The sequence below is a fragment of the Deltaproteobacteria bacterium genome (assembly GCA_016874775.1).
In the GTDB taxonomy this organism is placed as follows: domain Bacteria; phylum Desulfobacterota; class Binatia; order Bin18; family Bin18; genus VGTJ01.
In genome coordinates this window covers 1-6,812 of record VGTJ01000242.1, presented here as the reverse complement: position 1 = coordinate 6,812, position 6,812 = coordinate 1, and the positions used below count along the sequence as shown (strand labels likewise).

The window sequence follows — 6,812 nt, the reverse complement described above, 5'->3', positions numbered from 1 at the left end:
GTCGCCCGCGTTCATCCAGCTCTTCGACCAGACTTCGATACTTAGACCGAAGCCAGCACACAATGGTCTCGTCTCTCATCCCTGCTCTTGTGCAGAGGCTCTCCACTCCGGTCAATCACTATTGCGGTAAGTTGTTTCCTGCCACCGCCTAACACGAGTGGTGTCGATCACCTGGCGCTGATTTGTTCAGATTTGGAAGCGACTGTCCGATTTTATACAGAAGTGCTCGGCATGCGCCTCACCAAGGTTATGACCAATCGTGATGAGCCCACTTCGACGCATATCTTTCTCGATATGGGCGGTGGCAATCAGTTAGCGTTCTTCGACTTTCCTGAGAAAGGGCCAGCGCGCACAGTTCGTGGGGTTGGTAGCATGCACCATGTCGCGCTCAAAGCCACGCCAGAAAAATTTTCGGCGATATTGGCGACACTGCAGGACAAGCATGTTCAGTATTCTTTGCATGGGACAGAAACTGCAGGATCAGTGTACGTGCGTGACCCAGATGAAATCTTGGTGGAAGTGACGACCGGATATTAGTTGCGAGCGCACTTTGCGATCGTTTTTGGCTTGGTTCTCACTTTCGACCCTCACCCTAGCCCTCTCCCTGGCAGGGCAATGGCATTAAGTTAACAGCCGCCGTGGAGTTTATTCTGCAGTTGCCGTAAGTAGGAGCAATGATGGAGAAAGAAACGAAGCGCTTATTTGCCGGTTGAAGCAGGAATTGCAAGCCGCAACAGTCATGCGGCGGTTTCGGGTTAAGGCCACAGATTTCACGCGCGTGCGAGTGTTGACGTGGCCGGTCGTAATCGTGTTGATCTTGCGAGGGCAGAAGGTGTCGCTGCAGAACGCGGTGAACAAGTTCTTTAGCGCACTGGGGCGGATCTGGGAGGTGGTGACGGCCAGTGCCTAAAGTCAGGCGCGGCAGAAAGTGCAGCCCGAAGTGTTTGTCCATCTGAATACGGTGACGTGCGAGGAGTTCTATACGCGCTATGGGCAAGCGAATGAGGTGATGCTCTGGCACGGGCACCGGCTCTTGGGGGTCGATGGGAGTTATCTGAATCTGCCCGACACCGAGGAGACCCGGCGAGAGTTTAGCGTGCAAACCAATCAGCACGCGGGCGGGGAGCAAGTGCAAGCGTTGGCCTCGGTGCTCTATGATCTGCGCAACGATATCGGCTTGAGCGCCGCGCTGGGGCCCAAGCAAGCGGAGAAGAACTTGCTGTTTGGCACGCACTGGGCGGCGACGCGGGCGGGCGACGTGCTAGTGTGTGATCGGGCGTACGCCGATTATAGCGTGTTGGCGGCGATGGTGGCGCAGGGTTGTCACTTTGTGATTCGCTTTCCACACCAGAGTTTCACCCAGGTCAATGCGTTTTGGACGGCCCGTGCGCAGGAACGGGTCGTGACCTTGGCCGTGCCCTCCAAGGCCTACGCCTACGTGCGGCAGCACCACCTGCCGACGACCCTGCGGGTGCGCTTGCTCAAAGTGCGGTTGCCCACTGGCGAGGTGGAAGTGCTCGGCACGGACTTGCTCGATCCTCAGGCTTACCCGGCCGCCGAGTTCAAGGTCGTGTATGGTTGGCGCTGGAATCATGAAACGTACCATGATCGGTTGAAGAACATCTTCGAAGTTGAGCGGTTTAGTGGCCAGAGTGTCCAGACCCTCAAGCAAGATTTCTATGGAGTGATCTTTTTGGCCACGTTGGAGAGTATTCTGAGCAAGCCTGCTCAAGCTGCGTTGCTGGCGCAGGCCGAGACGCGGGCGTGCTGCTATGCGCCGCAGGTGAATCGCGCCGTGAGTTATGTGACAGTCCTGGATCATATCGTGCACTTGTTGGCGGATCCGCACCGCTCGCCCGCGGCGACCTTAGCCGCGATTGAGCGCTTATTGTTGACCACGCCCACTCGTCAGCGGCCGGGCCGCCAGTTCCCCCGCCGCAAACGCTCGGCGGCCCATCGACTGCGGTTCGCGAAATATGGCAAACGGATACTCGCGTAAACTTAATGTCATTGCCCGTGAAGGCCGGGAGGATGCCGATGGCCTCAGTGGCCTCGGCGCCGCGTTTGGCATGCGGCCCGTAGTGCGTCAGCTCCGGCGTACTGGCCACGTGCACCCATTGGCGCTGTCCCGCCACATACAACCCCGTTTCGTCAAACGTGGCCACCGGGGCCCGCGTCAGCGCCTGCTTAATCTCCTCTTCCGGCTTCGCCAAAGCTGCCGCACATTCAGTGAGAGCTGCCGCTAGAGTGCCTTCCGCTAGCGCCTGGCCAAAGAGATCCCCCAGCATTTCACAGGTCCGCTGCCAGGGCAGGAGGTGATACTGCACCCAATAGACCGCCAACGCCTTGAGCTGCGGCCCATACTGCACGCCCGGCGCGACCCCGACGGGAAACTCGCCCACGGTCCAGGTCCCACACCACGGGCACTCCTTCTCCACGAGCCGGTGTTCCGTCACTTCGAGTTTCAGGGAGGGAACATCGAAGACTTGGCGGCGGTCCCCACTCGGTTGCCCCTTCACCTCCCGGACGCTGTGCCCACAATCCGGGCAGGTGGTCGCTCCGTGTTCGACAATGTGATCGGGGGTCGCACTCGCTTGCAGCGTCGTGCCGCGATGCCCCGGCTGCGCCCCCGGTTTTTTGCCACTGGCCGTACGTAAGGACTTCGTGCGCTGCGCGGGCGGATTGCTCGACGGCGGTTTGCTGCTGTTGTGAGAATTCAACGCCAGCCGCTCTTGCAACTCCTTGACTTGCACACGCAACTGCTCCACCTGCGCTTGAAAGGTCGCGACGAGGTCTTCAACCAGAGTTATCACCGCCTCCGGCCCTTGCTCATAGCACGCTTTGATCTCTTCGCGCCTCACCATAGGCTCCTTGTACACCAATCTTTCTTGCGCGTCTGTCTACCTCCTCGCAGACAGGCCTGAGTAGTGACGTCCTTTCTTCCCCAAGTATGCTGGACGAGAGAGAAAAACAAGACACATGAGCTGATTGACAGCGTGGAAGCGGAACCAGGATAATCGCTCGCGTGGATGCAGACTCTAACAAAGTGATACCAATCGAGACCCGCAAGCTCGCCGCGATCATGTTCACGGACATTGTCGGTTTCAGCCGTCAGATGGGCGCGGATGAAGCGCGGATGCTGCGGTTGTTGGAGGTACACAACCAGCTTGTCCAACAGGCTGTGAGTACCCATAATGGCCACGTCATAAAAACTATTGGTGACGCCTTCCTCGTTGATTTTCCCTCGGTCGTCCACGCTGTGCAGGGTGCCCAGTCTATTCAAGCGCAGTTGCGGACACATAACGCCGAGAAAGAAAAAGCTGAACAGGTTCACGTGCGCATCGGGATTCATCTCGACGACGTCGTGCAGAAAGACGGTGATGTGTTTGGCGATGGAGTGAACATTGCCTCGCGACTCTAGAGCCTCGCTGAGCCCGACACGATTTGTATCTCGGACATGGTCTATCGTGACGTGGCCAAGAAGCTGGACTTGGGCACGGTCGTGCCCCTGGGCAAACCCAAACTGAAGAACATCGCCGAGCGCTTTGCCGTGTATGCCCTCCTGGCAGAGGCTCCAAAAGGACTCGGGCAAATACTGCGGGTCCAGCGGCTGACGCTTCGACAACAACGACGAACGTTGCAATGGTCGGCCCTTTTCCTCGGGCTCGTGGTCTTAGGGGTCGGGATTGTCAAGAACTGGCCGTTCCTCGTGCTCTTTTTGGGTGTCGTCTATCTCTATCGAGATCGAAACTATGAGCAGGCATTGGCCGAAGTGAAGCGATCAATAGCAATCAGTCCCAACTGGTTTCCGGGCCATACCGTTCTCGGGCTTATTCTGAATATGATGGGGCAACCAACAGAAACCCTCGCATTAGGGGAGGCGGTCCTGCGTCTCAGTCCTCGTTCTCACCTTATGTTCTTATCTCATGTGGGCAATGCTCACCGTCTGCTGAGACAATATGAGGCCGCGATCGTCACATATAAAAGAGTGCTTTCTGCAATGCCCTATAACCCAGGCGCTCATCTTGGTTTGGCTACAGTCTACGGGGAACTGGGGCGCGACGAAGAAGCACAAGCTGAGCTAGCGGCGGCCCAGTTGATTCTCCCTTTGTCTCTGGAGACAGTAGAACGAGTATTCCCCTATCGGGACCCTGCTGAAGTTGAGCGTCACCTTGCGGCTCTGCGCAAGGCGGGGCTCAAGTGAACGGAAAACGATGAATGATGAATGGTGAATAAAAGACGAGCTTGGTTTGCCGTTCATCGTTCTGCATTCCGCGTTCATCGTTTTGGCTTTACTGACTACTGAATGCTGACTACTGACTACTTCCTCTGCCGCACCGCTTCCAACCGATCGCTCAAAATCTTCGAGAGGTTGAAGAAGATCTCCGTGGCAATGCGTGGATAGCGGCGTTTGATGCGTGAGAGAAATCGTTCGTTCACCGCCAGCACCTCGACATCTTCTGCGGCGACAACATCCGCCATCCGCTGATGATGCCGCAGTAAGCCCATCTCGCCAAACACATCGCCACGCCCAATTTGCGCGATCTGTCGGACACCGTCATCCGAGTGGATCACGACATTGGCGGCGCCGTTGATAAGCACGTACATTTCGTTGCCCATCTCACCCTGTCGAACAATAGGCTGTCCTTTGGAGAACGACTTGAGTTCACCCATGAGCGTGACAATCTTGGCTTGAAAGGCGCGTAAGCCAGCAAAGAGTGGAATGGTTTTGTGCGGATCTTGTCCGAGTTTCAGGCGCAGAACATTCCACACGGTGATCACTGGTGTCGTCGCCAACAGGGCAGGAAGGAGCACGAGTTCTGCGACTACGCCAGCAAACACGGTCATGGCTGACAAGAGACCAAACTGTTGGATGGGAATGAAGGTTGAAAAACTAAAGACGAAAAAGCCTAACAGCACCAAAAGTGAATAATACAATGTGGCTTTGCCAACCGTGCACAGGGAAGCCAATAGGGCTTCTTCTTGGTCAGTCGTGGTGCGGGTCTCAGAACTGAGTCGTGACATGATGTGAATCGTATCATCGACCGCTAAGCCCAAGACGATCGAGGCGATCATGTTGGTACTGAGACTCAACACCGCACCAGTGGTGCCCAATAAGCCGAAGAAAAAGAGGATCGGGAAGAGGTTGGGGATCATGGCAATAATCCCAACGCGGAAGGAGAGGAACATGACTGACATAATGACGAAGATGACACTCACGGTTAACGTGAGACTTTGGATCTGGCCAGAAATAAGATCGCGGACTGTACGTGTATTCAAGATCAGGTTCCCAGTAGGATGCGCTTGGATCTCGGACGGAAAGTTCTCATCGGCAAACGTCTGAATCTTGTTGACTAACGCGGCTATGTCACTGGGGCGCGATAAGGACGTGCGAACCAGAATGTTGAAGCGGGAGTACATTGGATGGTTGGTAAAACTGGCCACACTGGAGGAATTCAAGAAGATCATCTGCATGACTTCGTCCAAGCGGGCGGGGTTGCCCCAGAAACTCGCTGTCCCAGAGGGCGGTGCTGCTGGTGCATTGCCTTCCTCATCAGGAAGTGCCTGGATGCCGCGATCGAGGGCTTCACAATAGTCGACAAACGAAAGGGTCTTGGCCACACCCGGCTGCACATTGATGTAGAGCTGCAGATCTTTGATGCGACGTAGCGTGTCTTCTTTGCGCATCAGATCCGGGGCATTGCCATCGATCACGACATAAAAGGCCATGCCTCCACCCAGTGCGTTGTTGACCGCTTCGTTGGCAATGCTTGCCGGATGGCTCTTGCGGAAGAATGACAGAAAATTCGAGCCGACTTGGATGTTAGGAATGGGCAACACACAGAGCATCGCAATAATCAGACTGCCGATGATGACTGCCCGGCGATAGCGAATGACACCACGGGTGAGGTTACGTAGGGCTGCGCTCAGACCAGGAGCGTAGTCGTCATGGGTGCGAGTGGGCAGTGGCAGCAAAGCGAGACACGCCGGAATGAAGATGATTGCCAACAGGAAAGCGAAGGTGATACCCGCTGCGGCGTAGATGCCCATCTCGCGAATGCTGACGATACGATTAACAAAGAGTGAGAGAAAGCCAAGAACAGTGTTAAGGGCCGCCATCAGCACTGGGAGATTGATGCTGTGGAACATCTCTAACAACACGTCTTCTACCGTGCGACCCGGCCGGGCTAACTCGTAATACTCGGTCAGCACGTGGAGTGAGTACGCAATACCAAGCACGAGCAGGAGGGGAGGCAGGGCAATGGTGCCGACACTGAGCTGACTGCCGAAGAGCACCATGAGCCCCAAGACCCAGGTCAGTGTAATGAGTACTGCCAGCGCAGGGAGTACGACCCCGCGCACAGAGCGGATACCCAGATACAGCACGATAAGCAGGAGCACGAACGTCACCGGAAGAAGGAAGGCGAGGTCCTCGCGTTGGGCTTTGGCCGATGCCGCCTTAAAATGCGGCAGCCCGGTGTAGTGAATCTGCTCAGGACCTTGTTCACGATCGACAATCGCTTGAATTTTGTCGTCAATACCGCGCTCAAGAAAGGCGCTTTCGGTGACGCTCTCCAGAAAGGAGACGTTAATAGCGGCGGCCTTGCCATCGGGAGACACCAAAAGCTTGAGATACAAGGGCTGCTGGGCCAGCTTGTCTTTGAGCGGGGCCGCTTCTTCCTGGGTGCTTGGGATCTGGGGTGCGATTCAAAGTGCGGGGATTGTGGCCAAGCCGGTTTTTTGCTTTGACTTGACGGATGCACTCACATAAAGATGAGCTTTTGCTCACCCGCCTAAATCACCATCCCCAG

7 protein-coding genes are annotated in these 6,812 nt (G+C 56.1%); 5 read left to right on the top strand and 2 right to left on the bottom strand.

All coding sequences use genetic code 11. The features are described from left to right. Nucleotides 1-81 precede the first annotated feature (81 nt). The 3 genes from FJ147_26165 (at nucleotide 82) to FJ147_26155 (ending at nucleotide 1,999) form a co-directional block, all read left to right on the top strand. Entirely contained in the window at nucleotides 82-537 is a 456-nt protein-coding gene (locus FJ147_26165) for a VOC family protein (GenBank protein MBM4259372.1), read from the top strand. 184 nt (nucleotides 538-721) lie between these two features. After that, nucleotides 722-910 (top strand): hypothetical protein, encoded by a 189-nt coding sequence (locus FJ147_26160; GenBank protein MBM4259371.1) that lies wholly within the window; start codon nucleotides 722-724, stop codon nucleotides 908-910. An 18-nt stretch (nucleotides 911-928) separates the two neighbouring features. Then, the gene (locus FJ147_26155) at nucleotides 929-1,999 is read left to right on the top strand and encodes an IS4 family transposase (protein ID MBM4259370.1); all 1,071 of its coding nucleotides are present in this window, start codon (nucleotides 929-931) and stop codon (nucleotides 1,997-1,999) included. On the opposite strand, the gene FJ147_26150 is transcribed toward FJ147_26155, so the two are convergent. Then, nucleotides 1,665-2,864: an IS66 family transposase gene (locus FJ147_26150; protein ID MBM4259369.1), complete on the bottom strand. Its 1,200-nt coding sequence runs from the start codon at nucleotides 2,862-2,864 to the stop codon at nucleotides 1,665-1,667. The genes FJ147_26155 and FJ147_26150 overlap by 335 nt on opposite strands. A gap of 161 nt (nucleotides 2,865-3,025) precedes the next feature. Between FJ147_26150 and FJ147_26145 the strand changes: the two genes are divergently transcribed. Further along, nucleotides 3,026-3,421, top strand: coding sequence for an adenylate/guanylate cyclase domain-containing protein (locus FJ147_26145; GenBank protein ID MBM4259368.1), 396 nt, complete (start codon nucleotides 3,026-3,028; stop codon nucleotides 3,419-3,421). Between the two features lie 36 nt (nucleotides 3,422-3,457). Further along, entirely contained in the window at nucleotides 3,458-4,204 is a 747-nt protein-coding gene (locus FJ147_26140; GenBank protein MBM4259367.1) for a tetratricopeptide repeat protein, read from the top strand. A 116-nt stretch (nucleotides 4,205-4,320) separates the two neighbouring features. On the opposite strand, the gene FJ147_26135 is transcribed toward FJ147_26140, so the two are convergent. After that, complete coding sequence (locus FJ147_26135) at nucleotides 4,321-6,639, bottom strand: cyclic nucleotide-binding domain-containing protein (GenBank protein ID MBM4259366.1); 2,319 nt, start codon at nucleotides 6,637-6,639, stop codon at nucleotides 4,321-4,323. Between the last annotated feature and the right edge of the window lie 173 nt (nucleotides 6,640-6,812).

Excerpts from the sequence above, each read along its gene's own strand:
- FJ147_26140 (MBM4259367.1), top strand. The coding sequence starts at position 3,458 with ATGGTCTATCGTGACGTGGCCAAGAAGCTGGACTTGGGCACGGTCGTG.
- FJ147_26150 (MBM4259369.1), bottom strand. The coding sequence starts at position 2,864 with ATGGTGAGGCGCGAAGAGATCAAAGCGTGCTATGAGCAAGGGCCGGAG.